Source organism: Microbispora sp. H10885, assembly GCF_014161415.1.
Lineage (GTDB): Bacteria > Actinomycetota > Actinomycetes > Streptosporangiales > Streptosporangiaceae > Microbispora > Microbispora triticiradicis.
The window spans coordinates 116,034-134,272 of the sequence record NZ_JABBWY010000007.1; the positions used below are offsets into that span (position 1 = coordinate 116,034).

Genomic DNA, 18,239 nt, shown 5'->3' on the forward strand with positions numbered 1-18,239 from the left:
CGAGTGCATCACATGGCTGGTGCCGACTCCCCGCAGCGACCGTGTCCGGGTGCGGCGTCACACCTGCGAGTGCAGGCCCACGATCTACGAGCTGTGCCAGGCGGGCGGGTTGCTGTTCGTCCGCCGCACCGAACGGGAGGGCGAGGTGAAGGTCCACGAGACCGAGCGTCTCGTCTCCGCCAGGATCGAGCCCCTGTGGACCAAGCTGCTGACGGGGGAGGCCCGCTGAGCACGCTCGGAGCCTGAACTCCTTGAACCACGACGTTCCTGGTCGTAGGGGGTATGACACACCGTTCGCGGCCTCCGGGAAAAAATTCGCGCGATGGTGTGTAACGTCCGCGTAAGGAACGCCGATTCTCCGGTAGAGGTCGCCGATGTGTGTACCCCCGAGCACATATCGGCGGCCTCTTTCTCCGTCCCCGGCTCTGTCCCCGGCAGGCGTCACGGGACGGGACATATCGGGGTGGCGACGTCCATGACCCGCGCGGATCCGGGTACCGTTCGGTCTATGGCATCGCCAACTGGAACCTCCGACGCCCCCTTCGGCCGCGCTTTGACCGCGATGGTGACACCGTTCACCTCTGACGGCGCCGTCGACTACGAGGGCGTCCAGCGGATCGCCGCCTATCTCGTCGACGATCAGCGCAACGACGGCCTGATCGTGAGCGGCACCACCGGTGAGTCCCCCACCACCTCGGACGAGGAGAAAGACCGGATCCTGCGGGCGGTGGTCGAGGCCGTGGGCGACCGGGCCACGATCGTCGCGGGCGCGGGCACCAACGACACCCGGCACAGCGTCGAACTGGCCCGGGCCGCCGAGCGCGCGGGGGCGCACGGACTGCTGGTGGTGACTCCGTACTACAGCAGGCCGCCGCAGGAGGGCCTCGTCCGCCACTTCACCGCCGTCGCCGACGCGACCGGCCTTCCAGTGATGCTCTATGACATTCCCGGGCGTGCGGCCACGCCCATCACGACGGAGAGCCTGTTCCGGCTCGCCGAGCACCCGCGCATCACGGCGGTGAAGGACGCCAAGGGCGACCTGTTCGCCGGCTCGCAGGTGATGGCGGGCACCGACCTCGTCTTCTACTCCGGTGACGACCTGCTGAACCTGCCCTGGCTGTCGGTGGGGGCGGTCGGCTACGTCAGCGTGGTGGGCCACGTCGCGGGCCCCGACCTCGCCGCCATGTGCGACATGTACCGCACCGGTGACGTGGCGGGCGCCCTGGAGACCCATCGGCGGCTCCTGCCGGTGGTCTCGGCGATCATGACGCGGACCCAGGGCGCGATCATGGTGAAGGCGGCGCTGACGCTGCTGGGCCAGGACGGCGGTCACGTCCGGCCTCCGCTGGTGGACGCCACCCGGGAGCAGATCGCGGCGCTGCGGGAGGACCTCATCACGGGAGGTCTCAAGCTTGTGGATTAGATCAACAGATGGAGCCGAATGAGCGACTTGACCAGGAAAAGAGAGAACGGAAGAACCGGGGGTGGCGGCGTGACCGAACGGCGCCGGGCTGAGGGGGTGTCATGAGTCATCCGCATCCCGAACTCGGGCCGCCGCCCCCGCCGCCGGAGAACGGCCTGCGCATCGTCGCGCTGGGCGGACTCGGCGAGATCGGCCGGAACATGGCGGTGTTCGAGTACGACGGCCGTCTGCTGGTGGTGGACTGCGGGGTGCTGTTCCCCGAGCCGGACCAGCCGGGCGTCGACCTCATCCTTCCGGACTTCGACTACATCCGGGGGCGTCTGGACGACATCGAGGCGCTCGTGCTGACACACGCCCACGAGGACCACATCGGGGCGGTGCCGTACCTGCTGCGGGAGCGGCGCGACATCCCGATCGTCGGCTCGCGGCTGACGCTCGGGCTCATCGAGAGCAAGCTGGCCGAGCACCGCATACAGCCGGTGAAGGTCGAGGTGATCGAGGGCGAGCGGCGCTCGTTCGGGCCGTTCGAGTGCGAGTTCGTCGCGGTCAACCACTCGATCCCCGACGCGCTCGCGGTGGCGGTCAGGACGCCCGCGGGCCTCGTCCTGCACACGGGCGACTTCAAGATGGACCAGCTTCCGCTGGACGGGCGGCTGACCGACCTCGGGGCGTTCGCGCGGCTCGGGGCCGAGGGCGTCGACCTGCTGATGTCCGACTCCACCAACTCGGAGGTGCCGGGCTTCGTCACCAGCGAGCGGGACATCGCGCCGGTCATCGACGACGTCTTCCGCACCGCCGCGAAGCGGATCATCGTGGCCAGCTTCGCCTCGCACATCCACCGCGTGCAGCAGATCATGGACGCGGCCGAGAAGCACGGCCGCAAGGTCGCGCTCATCGGCAGGTCGATGGTCCGCAACATGGGCGTGGCGCGCGAGCTCGGCTACCTGAAGGTGCCGGCGGGCCTGCTCGTGGACTCACGGGAGATCGAGGAGTGGCCGCCGGAGGACGTGGTGCTGATCTGCACCGGCTCCCAGGGCGAGCCGATGGCGGCGCTGTCGCGCATGGCCAACCGCGACCACCCGATCAGGATCGCCGAGGGCGACACGGTCCTGCTGGCCTCGTCGCTGGTGCCCGGCAACGAGACGGCGGTCAGCAAGGTCATCAACGGCCTCAACCGCTGGGGCGCCCGGGTGGTCCACAAGGGCAACGCGCGGGTGCACGTCTCGGGTCACGCGGCGGCGGGTGAGCTGCTGTACGTGCTCAACCTCACCAAGCCGTCGAACTTCATGCCGGTGCACGGGGAGTGGCGGCACCTGCGGGCGCACGCCCGGCTGGCCGAGCTGACCGGCGTACCCCGCGAGAACATCGTGATCGCCGAGGACGGCGTGGTCGTGGACCTGGTCGACGGCCGGGCGAGGATCGCCGGCGCGGTCCCGTGCGGGTACGTGTTCGTGGACGGCACCTCCGTGGGCGACATCACCGACGTGGCGCTCAAGGACCGGCGCATCCTGGGCGACGAGGGGTTCATCTCCATCGTCGTCGTCGTGGACTCCACCACCGGCAAGCTCACCGGCGGGCCGGAGATCACCGCCCGCGGCTCGGGCATCGACCCCGACGCCTTCGACGCGGTCGTGCCGCAGATCGAGTCCGCGCTGCAGGAGGTCGCCGCGGCGGGCGTCGCCGACGAGATGCAGATCCGGCGCACGATCCGCCGTACGGTGGGGCGCTGGGTGAGCGACACCTACCGTCGCCGGCCGATGATCATCCCGGTGGTCGTCGAGGTGTAATCCCGTTGAACTCGGAGACGGGCGTGGCGTAACGTCCCGCCCGTGTCCGAGGTGAGGATCGTCTACCGCAAGTACGGCGGAGCGTTGCACTGGCACCACTTCGCCCGGCTGCTCGGCGAGGACGAGCACGGCGTCTGGGCCGGCTTCCCCGCCAGGACCGTCGCCCAGCGGGGGCACGAGCCCGAGACGGTCTTCGAGATCCCGTCCGTCATGCTGTTCCCGCGCGACTCGTGGTGGACGGCGTCGTTCAACGCCCCGCCGCACAAGGCGGAGATCTACTGCGACATCACCACGGTGCCGGTGCGGCGTGACGGCCGGATCACCATGGCCGACCTCGACCTCGACGTCCTGCGGATGCGCGACGGCCGGGTGCTGCTGGACGACGAGGACGAGTTCGCCGAGCACCAGGTGCGGTACGCGTACCCGCAGGAGATCATCCGCCAGGCGGAGCGGTCGGCCGCCTGGCTGATGGAGGCCGTCACCGAACGGACCGGTCCGTTCGACGGCGCCCACGACCGCTGGCTGTCCCTCGTGACCTGAGCGAACCTCTAGTCGCCGAACTCGTTCGGTACGTCGGACGGGGTCACGGCGGAGATGTAGTGCTGCGGCAGGTGGTCCTCGAAGGAGTACACCATCGGCAGCGAGCGGGTCAGCGTGAACTTGTTCCCCAAGAAGGCCAAGTTGGCGAGTACAAGCCCCAGGAGGCCGGGCATCTGCGTCGTAGGCAGCGGCGCATACTTCGGGTCGCCGCTACGCGGACGGCAGGCGCCGCCGCCGCGGTCGAGTAGCCCGAACAGGCTGCTAGAAACGCGCTGCACCGTAGAGCGGTACTCCTTCCCGAAATGCTGGTAACGACCGGAAGAAGCCGGGGGGAGATGGGGCACCGGATCTTTGTCGTAGACGTACCGGATCACCTTCTCGCGCAGGAAGTCGTCCCGCTCCGCGGCGGCGGCGAACTGCGGTGTGCCGACCATGGGCTGGCCGAAGGTGTAGATCGCCTTCAGCCGGCCGGTCAACTCCCGGAACTTGTCCTCGTGCCGGAGCATGACGCCCATCAACGCGGCCATCGCCCCGCCTAGGCTATGGCCGGTGATGTACAGCGCATCGAGTGCGCCGTCCACAACGCGGTCACCGCCGTCGGCTTCCGAGCCGTCATGCGGCGACACGCGGACCGGGCCGGGGCGGCAGGCTCGCATCAGCGCCCCCAGCACCTCGTATCGGGTGGCCCGCACGTTCCGGTAGAAGCCGGCGTGGACGGCGGAGCAGGGTTCGCCGTACCAGTAGGTGATCTGTTCCGGCTCCACTTCGAGGTTCAGCAGCCAGTCGATGCCGTTCAACGGCGGGGTGCCGCGGTAGGCCAGGATCGCCACCCGCCCGCTCCGGCTCCGCACGAGATGGGCGGTGGAGTCGATGAGCATGCCGTCGACGGACATCGAGATCGTGCGGCAGTGGTTGTCCTCGAGGCCCAACCTGGCCATGATCATCGCAACCGTCTCGGCATCCGAATAGGCGTAGCCGGCGCAGGTGGCCATGACGTGTGCGACGACCGGGTCGGGATGCTCGTGGGTCGTCAGCAGGTGCTCTTCGAGATCTTTGTAGACCGGAAACCTGTCGGCGTCGCCTGCGGAACGACCATAGGGCCGGAGCACCTCGTAGCTGGGTGCCTCGGCGTCGCTCACATGCAGGCCGTCGGCCTTCGGCATGGCCGTCGCGCGTCCAGCCTGCTGCCGCCGCTCCGTGGTCTCCGCCACGCCGTCCACCTTCCGGTCACCCGACACGAGTGATCCCGGTCCGGGGTGGTCGCCGCGGGACCGGAACGTGGGGACGATTTCCGATACGGCCGGAGAGAAACTCCCGGCTGAGCAAACATCCCGCGCCGTCGAGCAGGCCGCCCTTTCCGCTTCGCGCCGGCCGGCAGCAAGGGCACCACCTCACCGAGGAGCCGGTGCCCTTGCACTGTCGCAGAGGTTGTCGCGTCTTCCGAAGCTACACGCGTCGCCGATGCTGTCCGATCGCCTCGGCGATGGCCTCGAGGCGGGCCGTGGAGGCGAGGCCGCCGTGGTACCAGTGGATCTCGGAGGCGCCGGCCGCGGTGTACGCCTCGGCCAGGAACGTCAGCGCCCCGCCGTCGGCCGGGCGCGGCGGCAGGGCCAGCACGTACGCCCCCACCCGCGGCCCGAGCCGGCCGAGGGCCCGCAGCCCGGCCTCGTCCGCCTCGGGGGAGTTCCAGCAGTTGCCGACGAGCAGGTCGGCGTCCACGCCCTCGGGGACGGTCGCGAACGGGCCGGTCGCCCACGGGTCGGCGCTGGCGTGCAGGGCGACCTCCAGGCCGGGCCGTGCCGCCCTGGCCTCCGCCAGCAGCAGCGCGCGCAGTTCTCCCGCGAGCCCGGTGCGCAGCTCGCGCAGGGGGTCCGCCAGGTCGCCCAGCGCCTCCTCGACCGAGCCCGGCCGGCCGTCCACGCCCGCGCGCACCCGCGCCCGCGTTTCGGTCACGTCCAGCCCTGCCGCCTCGTACCGCAGGACGCAGTTCGCGCAGAAGCACAGGGACAGCAGGGCGACCTGCGCGGGCGACCAGTCGGCGCCGTCGGTCTTCTCGTGGTGGCCGCCGTGCCGGAAGCCGAGCGGGCCGCACGCCTCCAGGATCAGCGCGTCCGGGTCGCCGGCCTCGACGATCTCGCGGACCAGTGTGCGGCAGTAGTCGCGCACGTCGGCCGCCGCCGGGCACAGCGCGTACGGATAGCTCTCCCCGAACGCGTTGGTGACGACCAGGTCGGGGTTGGCCGAGCCGAGCAGCGTGTTGTGGGTCAGCACGGTCCACGCCCGCACCGGCAGGCCCGCCGCGCGCAGGGCGTCCCTGGCCTCCCCGAACGGGTCGGCCGAGTCCATCCACGACGGCGTGCCCGGCACCAGGCGGGCGCCCTTCCACGCCTCCTCGCGTAGGGGCACGTAGCAGGCGGAGTGCCGGGCGTCGACCAGCCGGTGGGCCGGGTGGTGGGGGGTCGCGGCGCGGGTGGTGTGGTAGGACGCGGCGAGCGCGACGGCGTCGACGCCGAGGCCCGCCAGGCGGGCGGCGGCCCCGGCGTCGCCGACGATGTCCCAGGGGTAGGCGTAGATGACGTTCACCAGCGTGGCCTCCGGGCCGAGAAGGACGGGTCGACGGACCTCATGTACGTCGTGTCGTCACGGGAGCGGACCCCGCACTTCTCATACTGCTCGTTCATGATTGCGAGGGCGTCGCGGTCGAGTTCCACCCCGAGTCCCGGGCCGTCCGGCACCGGGACCGCGCCGTCCACGAACCGCAGCGCGCCCGGGGCGACCACGTCCTGCCCGTCCTGCCAGGGGGTGTGGGTGTCGCAGGCGTGGGTGACCGCCGGGGTGGCGGCGGCGAGATGCGTCATGGCGGCCAGGCTGATGCCGAGATGCGAGTTGGAGTGCATGGACAGCGCGATGCCGAAGGTCGCGCACAGCGTGGCGATGTGCGCCGAACGCACCAGGCCGCCCCAGTAGTGGTGGTCGGTCAGCAGCACCCCGATGGCACCGGCACGCAGCGCCGGAGGCAGGTGCTCGGGGGTGACGACGCACATGTTGGTCGCGAGCGGCATCGGCACCTCGGCGGCGACCCGCGCCATGCCCTCGATGCCCTCGGTGGGGTCCTCCAGGTATTCCAGCAGGCCGTCGAGTTCGCGCCCCACCCGGATCGAGGTCTCCACGCTCCACACGGCGTTGGGGTCGAGGCGCAGCGGATGCCCGGGGAACGCCTCCCGCAGCGCCCGGATCGCCTCGGCCTCCTGCTCGGGCGGGAACACCCCGCCCTTGAGTTTGATCGAGCCGAAGCCGTACCGGCCGATCAGGAGGCGGGCCTGCTCGACCACCCCCGCCGGGTCCAGAGCGGCGCCGAAGCCGTCCTCCGGCGCGCCGGGATGGCCGCCCCACTTGTAGAAGAGGTACGCGCTGTAGGGCACGGCGTCGCGCACCCGGCCGCCGAGCAGGTCCACGACGGGCCGGCCCGCCGCCTTGCCGCGGATGTCCAGGCAGGCGACCTCGAAGGGGGAGAAGATCCGGTCGACGGTCTTGGCCCGGGAGGACGTGCCGGTCAGGCCGTGCAGGTCGGTGACCACGTCGGCGCCGACGAGGCCGGCCACCGTGGCGTACATGGCGTTGTCGCCGTAGACGTCGTGACCGCGCAGCGCCTCGGCCGCGGCCCGCACCCGTACGAGGTGGTCGAGGTCGCCGTAGGTCTCCCCGAGGCCGGTCAGCCCCTCGTCGGTGACGACCTCGACGACCGTGCGCAGCGCCCAGGGTTCGTGGACGCCGGCGGCGTTGAGCAGCGGCGGGTCGCGGAAGGCGACCGGCGTGACGTGGATCTCCCGAATCCTCATCCGGCCGCTCATCCGACGACGTCCAGCCCGGCCGCGATCAGCTTCTCCAGCCGGGCGACGTGCTCGGGGGCCGCGTCCACGAGCGGCGGCCGCACCCCGCCCGCGTCGAGCCCGCGCAGGGCGACGCCCGCCTTGATCAGCGAGACGGCGTAACCGGGCACGAGGTCGCGCAACTCGACCAGCGGCCGGTAGAAACGGCTCAGCAGGCGGTTCACCAGGTCGTCGTCTCCGGCGTTCACGGCCTTGTGGAAGGCCAGGGCGACCTCGGGGAGGAAGCAGAACACGGCGGAGGAGTACAGGTTCACGCCGATCCCCCGGTAGGCCGGCACGGTCATCTCGGCCGTCGGCAGCCCGTTGAAGAACGTGAAATCCCGGCCGGCGGCCTCCCGTACGGCGAGCACGATGCGCTGCATGAGGTCGACGTCGCCGAGGCCGTCCTTGAACCCGACGACGTTCGCGATCCCGGTCAGCGCCACCGCGGCGGCCGGCGTGAAACGGGCGTTGGCCCGCTGGTAGACGATGATCGGCAGATCGGTGGCCGCCGCGACCTCGCGGACGTAGCGCACCAGGCCCTCGGCGGGGGCGCTCACCAGGTAGGGCGGCAGCAGCAGCAGGCCGTCCGCGCCGGCCGCCGCGGCCCTGCGCGCGCACTCGCGGGCGTAGGGGAGCGGCCCGCCCGCGCCGGACAGGACGGGGACCCGCCCGCCCGCCGACTCGGCGGAGATCCGCACCACCCGCTCGTACTCGTCGATGCCCAGCGCGTTGAACTCGCCGGTGCCGCAGGCCGCGAACACCCCGCCCGCGCCGTCCGCGACTCCGCGCGCGACGTGCCGGGCCAGTACGTCCCCGGCCAGTTCGCCGCCGGAGTCGAACGGTGTCACGGGAAAGAAGAGAACGCCGTCGAGACGCATCCGCCAACCCTCCCGTCCACATACGTGGACAGTGTCCTTGATCCTGTTCTTGACGCTAGTCGGGCTCTGTTTGTGAAGTCAACGCAGGACGGAGACGGCATGCGAGAGGAATGGTCGGTCATATATGTGAACAACACCCGTTGTTGTGAACACGCTGGCCTTGCTGCGAAACTGCGAAGCGATATCAGGGCCAGAACCAGGACAGATTCCGACAGGAGGGCACATGCGTATTCTCATCACCGGCGCGGCGGGCGGCGTCGGCACGCTGCTGCGACCCCGGCTGGCCAAGGAGGGACGCGTGTTGCGTCTGCTCGACGTCGCGCCCCTGAAGGCGGGGCCCGGCGAGGAGGGGGTGGCCGCCAGCATCACCGACGAGGAGGCCGTGGCGGCGGCCATGGACGGCGTGGACGCCGTGCTCCACCTGGGCGGGCACAGCCTCGAACGCCCCTGGGAGCAGATCCTGGACGTCAACGTCAACGGCACCTACGTGGTGCTGGAGGCCGCGCGGCGGGCCGGGGTCCGCCACGTCGTGCTGGCCAGCAGCAACCACGCCGTCGGGTTCGCCCCGCGCGGCGAGGGTGAGGCCCCCGACTACCTGTTCCCGCGCCCGGACACCTTCTACGGCGTCAGCAAGGTCGCCAAGGAGGCGCTCGGCTCCCTCTACCACGACCGTTACGGACTCGCGGTGACGTGCCTGCGCATCGGCTCCTGCTTCGAGCGGCCGAGGGACGTGCGCATGCTGTCGACGTGGCTGTCGCCCGACGACTGCGCGCGGCTGGTCGAGGCGGCGCTGGCGGCCGACGGCTTCCACGTGGTCTGGGGCGTGTCGGCCAACACGCGCCGCTGGTGGTCGCTGGAGGAGGGCAGGGCCATCGGCTACGAGCCGAAGGACGACGCCGAGGTCTTCGCCGATACGCTCGTCGGCGAGTACGGCGAGCCGGACCTCGGCGAACTGCCGCACTCCGTGGTCGGCGGGGCGTTCTGCGGTCCCCGCTACGACGTCGACAATCTCACGGCGGAGGGATGAGATGACCGGCCCCGCAACTGGAACGACGAACGAAGCGACGAACGAGGCGGTGGACGAGGCGGTCGCGCGGGCCGCGGCGGCGGGCGAGGCCTGGCGTGCGACCCCCGCGGCCGAGCGCGCCGCCGTGCTCGAAGCCGTCGCCGACGCCCTGCTCAAGCACGCCGAGGAGCTGTGGCCGGTCGCCGCGGAGGAGACACGCCTGCCCGAGGCGCGGCTGCGTGGGGAGGTCGCCCGTACGGCCGCGCAGTTCCGGCTGTTCGCGGACGTCCTGCGTGACGGCGGATGGGCCGAGGCGGTCATCGACCACCCCGACCCCGGCGCCACGCCGCCGCGTCCCGACGTGCGCCGGATGAACCATCCGCTCGGCGTCGTCGCCGTCTTCGCGGCGAGCAACTTCCCCTTCGCGTTCTCCGTGGCGGGCGGCGACACGGTGTCGGCCCTCGCGGCCGGCTGCCCGGTCGTCGTCAAGGCGCACGAGGGTCACCCGCGCACCTCCGACCTCACCGCGTCCGTCGTACGGCGGGCCCTGCCCGACCCGGACCTGCTCGGGCTCGTGCACGGGTTCGAGGCGGGGGCCCCGCTGGTGCGGCATCCGCTCGTCACGGCGGCCGGCTTCACCGGCTCGCTCGCGGGCGGAAAGGCGATCCAGAAGCTGATCGACGAGCGGCCCGACCCCATCCCGTTCTACGGCGAGCTGGGCAGCGTCAACCCGGTCGTCGTGCTGCCCTCGGCCGATCCCGCCGCCGTGGCCTCCGGGTTCGCGGCCTCGCTGACGCTCGGGGTGGGCCAGTTCTGCACCAACCCCGGCCTGGTCTTCGTCCCGGCGGAGGGAGGGTTCGAGCGGGCGATCGCCGAGGCGGTGGCCGGGACCAGCGGCGGGCCCATGCTGACCGCCAAGATCCGTGAGGGCTACCTGAGGGCGTCCGGCAGGCTCGCCGAGCGGCTCACCGTGCTGGCCGGCGGAGGCGAGGTGGACGGCATCACCCCGCGGGTGTTCGCCGCCGGCCTGGAGGCCTTCGCGGACGGGCTGCCCGAGCTGGGGGAGGAGTGCTTCGGCCCTTCGGCGATCGTGGTCCGCTACCGCGACCCCGCCGACCTGCCCGCCGTGCTACGGCGGCTGCCCGGATCGCTGACCGCGACCGTGCACGCCGCCGGGCCCGAGGAGGCCCGCGACCTGCTGCCGGTGCTGCGCCGGCTGGCCGGGCGGCTCATCTGGAACGGCTGGCCCACCGGGGTCGCCGTCTCCTGGGCGATGCACCACGGCGGCCCCTGGCCCGCCTCCACCACCCCGGCGCACACCTCCGTCGGCGCGGCCGCCATCAGGCGCTGGACGACCCCGGTGGCGTACCAGGACTGGCCGGAGGACCTGCTCCCGCCGGAGCTGCGCGACGGCAACCCCCTCGGCGTGCCCCAGCGGGTGGACGGCCGCCCGCGCCTCTCCTGACGGCCGTACGCCCGCGTAACCTGGACTCCGGATGTGCGGGAAACGGGGGTCTCGCCGTGCTCCACGTGGTTGAGCGGTATTTCAGCGCCTACAACGCCCACGACCTCGGGGAGGTCATGGCCTGTTACGGCCGGGAGCCCAAGGCGGTGGGGCCCGGCGGGCCCGCCGAGGGCCGCTCGGAGGTCGCGTCGTACCACACGCTGGTCTGGCAGGCGTTCCCCGACGTGCGCGTCACGGTGTGGCAGAAGATCGTCACAGACGCCGCCGTGGCCGCGGCCGCCGTGGGCACCGGTACGCACGCCGGCCCGTTCCCGCTCACCACGGGGGAGGTGGTCGAGGCCACCGGGCGGCGGGTCAGCGTGCGTTCCTGCTGGATGTTCGACATCGACGTCGTGTGCGGCCTGATCGGATGCAGCGAGGTCTTCTACGACCAGCTTGAACTGTGTGTCCAGCTCGGGCTCCGCATGCCCGCCTGAGGCCTGCCGGCCTGAGGCGGGCCAGGGGAGATCGCGCGGACGTCAGCGGATCTTCCCGGCTCCCGCGTGCCGGGAGACCTCCCTGGGCACCGCCGCGGCGGGGTCGATCCCGGTGTGCAGGGCCGGGGTCCAGCCCGCGTCCGCGCCGAGATCGGGGTCGTGCTTCGCGTTGTACGTCGCGACCAGGTCGATCGGCCGTTCGGTGCCGCCGACGCGCAGCAGGTTGCCCCTGGCGGTGAGGGCGGTGCCGCCCCAGTCGTACAGCAGCGCGGCCGGGTCCACGGCCCGGCTGAGCCGGAAGTAGTTGTTCTCCGCGTAGATCTGGGACTCCACGCCCACGCCCAGCGCGTACACGAAGGTCGCGGCGTCGGGCGCCTGGTAGTAGTTGTTGTAGACGTGCACCTTGCCGAACCGCACCCGCGGCAGGCGCTGCAGGTTGTCGTAGAACTCGTTGTGGTGCACGGTGACGCTGAGCCTGCCCCGGTCGTTCGCGGGATTGTTGGTCGAGCCGATCAGCATCGTCTTGTCGTGGTCGCGGAAGCTGTTCCAGGAGACGGTCACGAGGTCGGACGCGCTGGTGATGTCCGCCTGGCCGTCGTGCACCTGGTACGGCCGGCCGAAGTGGACCGGCTGGTCCGCGTCCGGGTTGTCCCCGTCGGTGAACGTGTTGTGGTCGATCCACACGTGGGTCGAACCGGTCACCGAGATGTTGTCGTAGAGGGAGTTCCAGTTGCCCTCGTCGCCGTCGGTGGGGTCCCACTGGGGGAAGCAGTCGGCCGCGTCCTCGAAGCGGATGTTCCGGATGATGACGTTGTCGGCCTTGTCCACGTGCAGGTTGATGTGCCGGATGGTCGCTCCGGGCAGGCCGACGATCGTGGTGTCCGACGGCACCTTGAGCTTGACGTACTTCGTCTGCGCCGCCGCAGAGGCGGCCCGGGCGTCCTCCAGCGGCCCGGACGGCTCGGTGGCGCGGCCCCACACGGCCGGGTCGTACGCCGCGAGGTAACCGGCGAGGGTGTATCCGCCGGTGGCGAAGTCCGCGCAGGTCCTGTCGACGTCGACGACGCCCTTCACGTAGACGACCCTGGGGCCGGGGGAGGCGAGGGCCGCGACCAGGCCCGCCCGGTCGGTGACCACCCGGACGTTGGCGGCGGGCGCCGCCGCGCCGCCGGTGGTGCCGGCGCCGGCCGAGGCCCAGCCGTCCCCCGCCGGCAGCGTCTGCCGCCCGAGCTCGACTCCGGCGGGATCACTTCCGGCGGGATCACTTCCGGCGGCGCTCGCCGCCGGAACCGGGACGGCCGCTGTGAGCGCCGTGAGCGCCAGGACGGCGGGCACGAGCAGGGATCGTGCGGGCATGACTGTCTCCGTTCCTCGGTCGTGCCGTCATCCTTCTGAACTCGATTCATATTTGTGAACACCCGGACCGTACGGCCAGTCGTGCCGGCGGTCAAGGCGTGCTGGTGTGCCAAGAGTGAATGTCTCGAATAGGACACGAGTCCTTGACAGGACGAGTGCGGAATATCACCGTTGATCTGTCGTCCACGTTTGTGAACGGCGTTCAGGAATATGTCTCGGAGGGGCCGGGACGACGTACGCGGAGGAGATGGGCCGGTGACGACGATGCGCCGCAGGGCCGTGCCGTACCTGCTGATCTCGCCGACGGTCGCGCTGATCGCCGCGTTCCTCGTCTATCCGATCGGCAGCGTCGCGTACTACAGCCTGCAGCACCGCAACCTCACCCGGCCATGGGCGGACGGCTTCGCCGGGCTGGACAATTTCCGGCGCATGCTGACCGAGGACGAGGTTTTCTGGCACAGCCTGGGATTCACCGCCAAATGGGTGATCGCCGAGATCGGTCTCCAGCTGATCCTCGGACTGGCCCTCGCGTTGATAGTCAATGAAAGCTTCATCGGGCGGGGGCTCGCCCGGTCGCTGGTGTTCTCCCCGTGGGCCGTCTCCGGAGTGCTGACGACGGGCATCTGGATCCTGCTCTACACGCCGGGCACCGGCGTCCTGCGCTTCCTCGGGCAGCCCGAGGCGGCGGTCCTCGGCAATCCGGACACGGTCTTCCCGGCCGTGGTTGTGGCGGAACTGTGGCGCGGCGTGCCGTTCTTCGCGATCCTCCTGCTCGCCGGGTTGCAGGGCATCCCGGGCGAGCTGTACGAGGCGGCGGCGGTGGACGGCGCCGGGCGTCTCAGGCGCTTCCGCCACGTCACGCTGCCGCACCTGCGCGACGCGATCGTGCTGGCCACGCTGCTGCGCGGGGTCTGGGAGTTCAACAACGTCGACCTGCTCTACACGCTCACCGGCGGCGGTCCCGCGCAGGTCACGACCACGCTGCCGCTGTACGTCGCGCAGCGCGCCGTCGACTCCAAGGACTTCGGGTACGGCTCGGCGCTGACGATGGCGGGCTTCGTGATCCTGCTGTTCTGCTCCGTCCTCTACCTCCGGCTCAGCCGGTTCGGCGAGGACCGATGAGGAGGGCTCCGGCGATGAGCGCCGACGTCATGACCCGCCCGCGTCCGCGAGCGGTGCCCGAGGCCCGCCCCGGGCGGCCGAGACGGGATCCCGGCCGGGTGCTGCGGCTCTACGTCCCTCTCGGGATGTATCTGATCTTCACGCTCGTGCCGTTCTACTGGATGCTGGTCTTCGCCCTGCGGCCGGCGGGCTCGGCCGACCCGGTGCCGTGGCCGATCACGTTCGAGCACTTCGAGACCGTCTGGAACGACATCGGCTACGCGGTGTTCTTCCGGAACAGCGTCGTGGTCGGGGTGTGGTCGCTGCTGGTCACCACGGTGATCGCGGTCATGGGCGGGTACGCGCTGGCGCGGTACCGGTTCCGCGGCCGGAGCCTGTTCATGGTCGTGCTGCTGTGCACCCAGTTCGTCCCCGGCGCGATGATGCTGATCCCGCTGTTCTCGATCTTCAAGACGCTCGGCCTCATCAACAGCCTCGGCAGCCTGATCGTCGCCGACACCGTCTTCAACCTGCCCCTGTCGATCATCCTCATGAGCGGGTTCGTCTCGGCCGTGCCGTTCACGGTGGAGGAGGCCGCGATGGTCGACGGCTGCGGCCGGCTGCGCGGCTTCCTCGCGATCGTGCTGCCGCAGCTGCGGCCCGGCCTGATCGCGGTCGGGTCGTTCGCGTTCATCCACACGTGGAACAACTTCCTGTTCGCGCTGATGTTCGTCAGCAGGCAGGACAGCTTCACGATCCCCGTCGGGCTCAGCTACACGATCGGGGAGTACAGCGCCGACTTCGGGGCTCTGGCGGCCGGCGGCGTCGTCGCCGCTCTGCCGGTGGTCTGCGTGTTCGCAGTGGTCCAGCGCTATCTCGTGCACGGCATCAGCGCCGGCGCGGTCAAGGGATAGCGATCCCCCCAGCTCCACACAGCCTCTCCTGACCAGGAGGAACCATGAAGATGAAGGTGGCCTGGGCGGCGCTCGCCGTTCTCGCCGTCACCGCCACCGGGTGCGGGTCCGACTCGGGCTCCGGCGAGGGCTCCGGCAAGACGACCATCACGTTCTGGGACAACAACGGCGGCGCCCGCACTCCGATCTACCAGGAGCTGATCAAGCGGTTCGAGGCGGCCAACCCCAAGATCCACGTCGAGTACGTCGGCGTCCCGATCGCCTCCGTCCAGCAGAAGTACGACACGGCCGTCGCGGGCGGCGACACCCCCGACGTCGGCGGCGTCACCACGTCGTACCTGGCCAACCTGACCGGCCAGCAGGCGCTGGAGCCGGCGGACGAGTGGCTGGCCAAGAGTTCGGTGAACGGCAGGCTGGCCACGCCGATGCTCGACTCGGTCCGCAAGACCGTGCCCGACGGCAAGCTCTACCTGGTGCCGAACACCTCCAACATGGACGTGGTCTGGTACCTGAAGGACAGGCTCCAGAAGGCCCCGCAGACCTGGGACGAGTTCTTCGAGGACGCCGACGGGCTGACCAGGAAGCCCGACCAGTACGGCTACACCATCCGCGGCGGCGCCGGGTCGATCTTCCAGATCCTGGCCGAGATGTACTCCTACTCGGGGATCGGCCAGTTCTTCGACGCCTCGGGCAGGAGCACGGTCAACGACCCGAAGAACGCCGAGTTCCTCACCAGGATGGCCGGGCTGTACAAGAAGGACACCCCCGAGGCCGACGTCACCAACGACTTCCCGAAGATGGTCGCCGCCTTCGGCACCGGGAAGATCGCGATGATGCACCACAACCTGGGCTCCTACAACGACCACGTCAAGGCCCACGGCAAGGACAAGATCGGCGCCTTCGCGCTGCCGACCGGCCCCGGGGGCAGGCGGACCGTCGTCGCCAACCCCGTGGACGGCTTCGCGGTGTTCAAGAACAGCGAGCACAAGGACGCCGCCTGGAAGTTCGTGGAGTTCCTCGTCTCCCATGACGGCAACAGCTACTGGAACCAGCAGACGGGCCAGATCCCGGCCAACACCGACGCGCAGGGCGACTCCTGGGTGCAGGGCCTGGACCACCTCAAGACGGCCGTCGACACGCTGAACGACCCGAACACGCAGGTCGTGTCCCCGCCGTACTACCTGCCCCAGTTCTCCTCCATCACCAAGGCCGACACAGAGCCCCTCTTCCAGAAGGTGCTGCTCGGCCAGATGAGGCCCCAGGAGTTCCTCGACACCCTGGCGCAGAAGCTGACCGACGCCCAGGCCGAATGGAAGAAGGCCAACGGCGGCTGAGCGGCGGTCACCCCCGGACCGGGCCGGTGCGTCCCTGACCGCGCACCGGCCCTCTCAACCACTGAGGCCAGCCCACTGAGGAGGCGAGGTTCCATGGCGGTCGTCGAACGCGTCGTCGTCACGGTCTTCACCACGGTCACCAGGTCCGTGGTCGACGGGCACGGCCACCGGCACCCCGGCCCGCCCCGCGAGGTGCGGGAGGCGCTGCTCACGATCACCGACAGCGACGGCGCCACCGGACGCTGCCTGGCCGCGCCGGACACCGTACGGGAGGCGGTGATCGCGGGTCACATCGGCCCGGCGCTGATCGGCCAGGACAGCCTCGACCGGGAGCGGCTGTGGCACCGCGTCGCCCGCCGCCAGCGCGGCGCCCAGGGCAACCTCTCCGACCGGGCGCTCAGCGCCGCCGACCAGGCGCTGTGGGACCTCGCCGGGCGCAGGCTCGGCCTGCCCGTCTGGAAGCTCCTCGGCGGCGCCCGCGCCGAGGTGCCGGCGTACGCGAGCACCATGTGCGGCGACGACATCCCCGGCGGCCTGGCCACCCCCGAGGACTACGCCGCCTTCGCCAAGGACCTGGTCTCCCGCGGCTACCGCGGGATCAAGCTGCACACCTGGATGCCGCCCATGCCGTACGGCGTGGACCGCGACATCGAGGCGTGCGCGGCGGTCCGCGACGCGGTCGGCCCGGACGTCGCGCTCATGCTCGACAGCAACCACTGGTACTCCCGCTCCGAGGCCCTCACCCTCGGCCGGGCCCTCGACGAGCTGGACTTCGCCTGGTACGAGGAGCCGATGGAGGAGGCGTCGGTGCAGTCGTACCGGTGGCTCGCCGACCAGCTCAGGACGCCGATCCTCGGGCCGGAGACCTCCTGGGGCAAGCACATGGCCCGGGCCGAGTGGGTGGCCGCCGGGGCGTGCGACATCCTCAGGGTGGGCGTGGTCGGCTCCGGCGGGATCATCCCGGCGGTCAAGACCGTGCACCTCGCCGAGTCGTTCGGCATGGACTGCGAGATCCACGGCAACGGGTCCGGCGCCCTGGCCGTGATCGGCGCCACGCTGTGCGGGCGGTGGTACGAGCGGGGCCTGCTGCATCCGCACTCGGACTACGACACCCCCGCCCCGCACCTGCGGTCGATCGTCGACCCGCTCGTGGACGGGAAGGTGCGGATGCCGGATGCCCCCGGACTGGGGGATGATCTGGATGTGGACTACATCGCCTCCCGTACGGTCGCCTCCTGGGGAACCGGCTCACAATAGGAGGCGGACAGGCGGGTCAGGGAGGTACCAAATGGCGGAACCCGTGCCGCACGTGAAGTCGGCGCTCCGGACGGTCGAGCTGCTCGACTTCTTCGCGCAGTATCCCGGGCTGCACAGCCTCACCGACCTGCAGGGCAAGCTGGGCTACCCGAAGAGCAGCCTGCACGCTCTGCTGCGCACGCTGGTCGACCTCGGCTGGATCGAGACCGACATCACCGGCACGCTCTACCGGATCGGGATGCGGGCCCTGCTGGTCGGGGCGACGTACATCGACGGCGACCCGGTGGTCCAGCTCGCGCACGACGCCCTCGACTGGCTGGCGGAGGTGACGGGGGAGACCGTGCACCTCGCCCGGCTCGACCACTTCGACGTCGTCTACCTCGCCACCCGCGCCTCACGCCACTACCTGCGGCCGTTCTCCCGGGTCGGGCGCCGGCTGCCCGCGAGCACCACCTCCCTCGGCAAGGCGATCCTGGCGAGCCGGGCCGACGAGGAGGTGCGCGCGCTGCTGCCCGCAGAGCTGCCCTCGCTGACGGCCCACACCATCGTGGACGCCGAGGAGTTGCTGGTCGACCTGCGCCGGGTGCGCAAGCAGGGATACTCCGTCGACCGTGAGGAGAACACCGAGGGGCTGCGGTGCTTCGGCGTGGCGCTGCGGATCAGCGACCCGCCGAGGGACGCCATCAGCTGCTCGGTGCCGATCCCGCGCCTCACCCCGGAGCGGGAGAAGGAGATCGCCTCCTGCCTGCTGGAGGCGCGCGAGCGCATCGAGCGCTCCGCCCTGCGCCAGCGCCGCGCCTACTGACAGGTGGGGGCCCGTCCGGCGCGTC

At 70.9% G+C, this 18,239-nt stretch carries 17 protein-coding genes; 12 read left to right on the forward strand and 5 right to left on the reverse strand.

All coding sequences use genetic code 11. The annotated features are described in order from the left end of the window. Nucleotides 1-19 precede the first annotated feature (19 nt). The 4 genes from HHX37_RS19580 to HHX37_RS19595 all read left to right on the forward strand — a co-directional run bounded on the left by HHX37_RS19580 (nt 20) and on the right by HHX37_RS19595 (nt 3,750). On the forward strand, nt 20-229 hold the full coding sequence (locus HHX37_RS19580) for a hypothetical protein (RefSeq protein WP_259403209.1): 210 nt from the start codon (nt 20-22) through the stop codon (nt 227-229). A gap of 279 nt (nt 230-508) precedes the next feature. After that, nucleotides 509-1,423, forward strand: coding sequence for a 4-hydroxy-tetrahydrodipicolinate synthase (gene dapA, locus HHX37_RS19585; RefSeq protein ID WP_111699726.1), 915 nt, complete (start codon nt 509-511; stop codon nt 1,421-1,423). A 101-nt stretch (nt 1,424-1,524) separates the two neighbouring features. Next, nucleotides 1,525-3,210: a ribonuclease J gene (locus tag HHX37_RS19590; protein WP_182874821.1), complete on the forward strand. Its 1,686-nt coding sequence runs from the start codon at nt 1,525-1,527 to the stop codon at nt 3,208-3,210. Nucleotides 3,211-3,252: 42 nt separating this feature from the next. After that, entirely contained in the window at nt 3,253-3,750 is a 498-nt protein-coding gene (locus HHX37_RS19595) for a DUF402 domain-containing protein (protein WP_182874820.1), read from the forward strand. Between the two features lie 8 nt (nt 3,751-3,758). On the opposite strand, the gene HHX37_RS37800 is transcribed toward HHX37_RS19595, so the two are convergent. The 4 genes from HHX37_RS37800 to HHX37_RS19615 all read right to left on the reverse strand — a co-directional run bounded on the left by HHX37_RS37800 (nt 3,759) and on the right by HHX37_RS19615 (nt 8,500). Then, nucleotides 3,759-4,961 carry a lipase family protein gene (locus tag HHX37_RS37800; protein ID WP_182886331.1) on the reverse strand — a complete coding sequence of 401 codons (1,203 nt, stop codon included), beginning with the start codon at nt 4,959-4,961 and terminating at the stop codon, nt 3,759-3,761. 235 nt (nt 4,962-5,196) lie between these two features. Continuing rightward, complete coding sequence (locus HHX37_RS19605) at nt 5,197-6,333, reverse strand: hypothetical protein (RefSeq protein ID WP_182879382.1); 1,137 nt, start codon at nt 6,331-6,333, stop codon at nt 5,197-5,199. After that, the gene (locus HHX37_RS19610; RefSeq protein ID WP_182886332.1) at nt 6,330-7,589 is read right to left on the reverse strand and encodes a glucarate dehydratase family protein; all 1,260 of its coding nucleotides are present in this window, start codon (nt 7,587-7,589) and stop codon (nt 6,330-6,332) included. The genes HHX37_RS19605 and HHX37_RS19610 overlap by 4 nt, the downstream gene beginning before the upstream one ends. Before the next feature lie 8 nt (nt 7,590-7,597). After that, nucleotides 7,598-8,500 carry a 5-dehydro-4-deoxyglucarate dehydratase gene (locus HHX37_RS19615; protein WP_182879380.1) on the reverse strand — a complete coding sequence of 301 codons (903 nt, stop codon included), beginning with the start codon at nt 8,498-8,500 and terminating at the stop codon, nt 7,598-7,600. 223 nt (nt 8,501-8,723) lie between these two features. Between HHX37_RS19615 and HHX37_RS19620 the strand changes: the two genes are divergently transcribed. From HHX37_RS19620 to HHX37_RS19630, 3 genes are read left to right on the forward strand one after another with little or no spacing between them, the layout of a single operon-like run. Continuing rightward, on the forward strand, nt 8,724-9,527 hold the full coding sequence (locus HHX37_RS19620; RefSeq protein WP_111699720.1) for an NAD-dependent epimerase/dehydratase family protein: 804 nt from the start codon (nt 8,724-8,726) through the stop codon (nt 9,525-9,527). Between the two features lies 1 nt (nt 9,528). Continuing rightward, nucleotides 9,529-10,971 carry an aldehyde dehydrogenase (NADP(+)) gene (locus HHX37_RS19625; protein ID WP_182886333.1) on the forward strand — a complete coding sequence of 481 codons (1,443 nt, stop codon included), beginning with the start codon at nt 9,529-9,531 and terminating at the stop codon, nt 10,969-10,971. A gap of 56 nt (nt 10,972-11,027) precedes the next feature. Further along, the gene (locus HHX37_RS19630; protein ID WP_182879378.1) at nt 11,028-11,447 is read left to right on the forward strand and encodes a nuclear transport factor 2 family protein; all 420 of its coding nucleotides are present in this window, start codon (nt 11,028-11,030) and stop codon (nt 11,445-11,447) included. A 42-nt stretch (nt 11,448-11,489) separates the two neighbouring features. On the opposite strand, the gene HHX37_RS19635 is transcribed toward HHX37_RS19630, so the two are convergent. Next, nucleotides 11,490-12,803 (reverse strand): pectate lyase family protein, encoded by a 1,314-nt coding sequence (locus tag HHX37_RS19635; protein WP_182886334.1) that lies wholly within the window; start codon nt 12,801-12,803, stop codon nt 11,490-11,492. A 264-nt stretch (nt 12,804-13,067) separates the two neighbouring features. Between HHX37_RS19635 and HHX37_RS19640 the strand changes: the two genes are divergently transcribed. The 5 genes from HHX37_RS19640 (at nt 13,068) to HHX37_RS19660 (ending at nt 18,214) form a co-directional block, all read left to right on the forward strand. Next, a complete protein-coding gene (locus HHX37_RS19640; protein WP_182874914.1) occupies nt 13,068-13,925 on the forward strand; it encodes a carbohydrate ABC transporter permease in 858 nt (285 codons plus the stop codon). Nucleotides 13,926-13,939: 14 nt separating this feature from the next. After that, a complete protein-coding gene (locus HHX37_RS19645) occupies nt 13,940-14,818 on the forward strand; it encodes a carbohydrate ABC transporter permease (RefSeq protein WP_138461426.1) in 879 nt (292 codons plus the stop codon). Between the two features lie 44 nt (nt 14,819-14,862). Next, the gene (locus HHX37_RS19650; protein ID WP_182886335.1) at nt 14,863-16,152 is read left to right on the forward strand and encodes an ABC transporter substrate-binding protein; all 1,290 of its coding nucleotides are present in this window, start codon (nt 14,863-14,865) and stop codon (nt 16,150-16,152) included. 93 nt (nt 16,153-16,245) lie between these two features. Continuing rightward, a complete protein-coding gene (locus HHX37_RS19655) occupies nt 16,246-17,409 on the forward strand; it encodes an enolase C-terminal domain-like protein (protein ID WP_182886336.1) in 1,164 nt (387 codons plus the stop codon). 31 nt (nt 17,410-17,440) lie between these two features. Then, the gene (locus HHX37_RS19660) at nt 17,441-18,214 is read left to right on the forward strand and encodes an IclR family transcriptional regulator (protein WP_182886337.1); all 774 of its coding nucleotides are present in this window, start codon (nt 17,441-17,443) and stop codon (nt 18,212-18,214) included. The last annotated feature ends 25 nt before the right edge of the window (nt 18,215-18,239 follow it).

What these genes read in the sequence shown, in the direction of transcription:
- HHX37_RS19660 (WP_182886337.1), top strand. Translation starts at nt 17,441, where the DNA reads ATGGCGGAACCCGTGCCGCACGTGAAGTCGGCGCTCCGGACGGTCGAG.
- HHX37_RS19655 (WP_182886336.1), top strand. Translation starts at nt 16,246, where the DNA reads ATGGCGGTCGTCGAACGCGTCGTCGTCACGGTCTTCACCACGGTCACC.
- HHX37_RS19640 (WP_182874914.1), top strand. Translation starts at nt 13,068, where the DNA reads ATGCGCCGCAGGGCCGTGCCGTACCTGCTGATCTCGCCGACGGTCGCG.
- HHX37_RS19590 (WP_182874821.1), top strand. Translation starts at nt 1,525, where the DNA reads ATGAGTCATCCGCATCCCGAACTCGGGCCGCCGCCCCCGCCGCCGGAG.
- HHX37_RS19625 (WP_182886333.1), top strand. Translation starts at nt 9,529, where the DNA reads ATGACCGGCCCCGCAACTGGAACGACGAACGAAGCGACGAACGAGGCG.
- HHX37_RS19635 (WP_182886334.1), bottom strand. Translation starts at nt 12,803, where the DNA reads ATGCCCGCACGATCCCTGCTCGTGCCCGCCGTCCTGGCGCTCACGGCG.
- HHX37_RS19620 (WP_111699720.1), top strand. Translation starts at nt 8,724, where the DNA reads ATGCGTATTCTCATCACCGGCGCGGCGGGCGGCGTCGGCACGCTGCTG.
- dapA (WP_111699726.1), top strand. Translation starts at nt 509, where the DNA reads ATGGCATCGCCAACTGGAACCTCCGACGCCCCCTTCGGCCGCGCTTTG.
- HHX37_RS19610 (WP_182886332.1), bottom strand. Translation starts at nt 7,589, where the DNA reads ATGAGGATTCGGGAGATCCACGTCACGCCGGTCGCCTTCCGCGACCCG.
- HHX37_RS19645 (WP_138461426.1), top strand. Translation starts at nt 13,940, where the DNA reads ATGAGCGCCGACGTCATGACCCGCCCGCGTCCGCGAGCGGTGCCCGAG.
- HHX37_RS19650 (WP_182886335.1), top strand. Translation starts at nt 14,863, where the DNA reads ATGAAGATGAAGGTGGCCTGGGCGGCGCTCGCCGTTCTCGCCGTCACC.
- HHX37_RS19615 (WP_182879380.1), bottom strand. Translation starts at nt 8,500, where the DNA reads ATGCGTCTCGACGGCGTTCTCTTCTTTCCCGTGACACCGTTCGACTCC.